Below are 2,133 nucleotides of genomic sequence, written 5' to 3' on the forward strand. Positions count from 1 at the left end.
CGCGTCGAGCAGGGCGGGCGGCAGGATCATGAAGTCGACGCCGTGGGCGTGCGCGTACTCGGTGAGCGCCGGCCCCGCGACCCGCCGCTCGGCCGGGACGACCACCAGGCGGCCGCCCGAGAGCAGACCGAGGCAGAGGTCCCAGAACGCGACGTCGAAACTCGGCGAAGCGAACTGCAGCACCCGGCTGTGCGGGCCGACGCCGAACCGTTCGACCTGGGTGGCGACCAGCTTCGCGACCCCCGAGTGCTGGAGGACGACGCCCTTGGGCCGCCCGGACGAGCCGGACGTGTAGATCACGTAGGCCGCGTTCTCCGGCGTGATCGTGACCTTTGGGTCCTGTGTGGACATTCCGGCGAGCGCCGCGTCGTCGAGGAGGACTCGCGGCAGGGACGTGGGCAGCTTCGCCTCGACGTCCCGGGTCGTCACGACGCAGACCGGGGCCGCGTCCTCGACCATGTAGGCGATCCGGTCGCCGGGGTAGTCGACGTCGATCGGCAGGTAGGCGGCCCCGGCCTTGAGCACCGCCAGCTCGGCGATGATCATCTCCAGAGACCGGGGCACGGCCAGCGCGACCACCTGCTCCGGCCCGGCGCCGCGGTCGAGCAGCAGGTGCGCGAGCCGGTTCGCGCGGGCGTTCACCTCGGCGTAGGTGAGTTCGACGTCCTCGAACACCAGCGCCACCGCATCGGGGGCCTCGGCGACGCGGCGGGCGAACATCCCCGGGAACGTCTCGGTGCCCGCCGGGTCGAGGGACCCGGCCCACTCGGTGAGCACCCGGTCCCGCTCGTCCCCGTCGAGGAGGTCGAGGGCGCCGACCGGGCGGTCGGGCTCGGCCAGGGCCGCACGCAGCAGGACTTCGAGGCGCCGCAGGATCGCGTCCGCGCTCGCGTGGTCGAAGACGTCGGCGTTGAACTCCAGGACGCCGGCGATCCCGGCGTCGCGTTCGGTCAGCGAGATCGACAGATCGAACTTCGACGTCCCGGTGGTCACCGGGATCTCGGTGACGGCGAGGCCGGGCAGGGTCACCTCGGCGCGGGCGTTGTTCTGCCCGGCGATCATCACCTGGAACAGCGGGTGGTAGGACAGCGACCGCGCCGGGTTGAGCACCTCGACCAGGCGCTCGAACGGCACGTCCTGGTGGGCGTAGGCGTCGAGGTTGCGCTCGCGGACGCGGGCGAGGAGCTCGCGGAACGTCGGCTCGCCGCCGGTGTCGACGCGCAGCACGAGGGTGTTGACGAAGAACCCGACGAGGTCGTCCAGGGCCGGGTCGGTGCGGCCGGCGATGGGCGAGCCGATCGGCACGTCGGTCCCGGCGCCGAGCCGGGTGAGCAGGGCGGCGAGGGCCGCGTGCACGACCATGAACACGCTCGCGCCGCTCTCGCGGGCCAGGCCGGCCAGGCCGGTGTGGAGTGCGGCGTCCCAGGTGAAGGTGTGCAGCTCGCCGCGGAAGGTCGCGGTCGCCGGGTGCGGCCGGTCCAGGGGCAGCTCGATCCGGTCCGGGAGGCCGGCCAGGGCGTCCCGCCAGTAGCCGAGCTGGGCGCTCAGCACGCTGTCCGGGTCGTCTTCGCGGCCGAGGAGATCCTGCTGCCACAGCGTGTAGTCCGCGTACTGCACCGGCAACGGCGTCCACTGTGGAACGTCACCGGCCCGGCGGGCGGCGTAGGCCGTGGCGATGTCGCGCCACAGCGGGGCCATCGACCAGCCGTCGGAGGCGATGTGGTGGAACACCAGCGCGAAGACGTGCTCGCGGGCATGGATCCGCAGCAGTTCGGCGCGCATCGGCGCGTGCCGTTCCAGGTCGAACGAGCCGCGGACCAGGCCGGTCAGGGCCTCGCCGAGGTCGGTGACCTCGCGGACGGGCAGCTCGACGTCCCCGGCCGGGAGGATGTCCTGGTACGGGACGCCGTCGCGCTGGGGGAACCGGGTGCGCAGGGCCTCGTGGCGGGCGACCACGTCCGAGAGCGCCCGGCGCAGCGCGGCGACGTCGAGGTCGCCGTCCAGGCGCATGATCAGCGGGACGTTGTAGGTGGCCGACGGTCCTTCGAGGTGGTGCAGGAACCACAGCCGCTGCTGGGCGCCCGACAGCGGGACGAGGCCGCGCGCCAGCCCCGCCCAGCCGTCGACGTCGCT

At 73.3% G+C, this 2,133-nt stretch carries 1 protein-coding gene; it reads right to left on the reverse strand.

Features of this window, described 5'->3' with window-relative positions:
• On the reverse strand, nucleotides 1-2,133 hold a 2,133-nt coding region (locus ACWEVN_RS47645), incomplete at both ends, for a condensation domain-containing protein (protein ID WP_452055684.1).

It is taken from the genome of Amycolatopsis sp. NPDC003861, assembly GCF_053605405.1.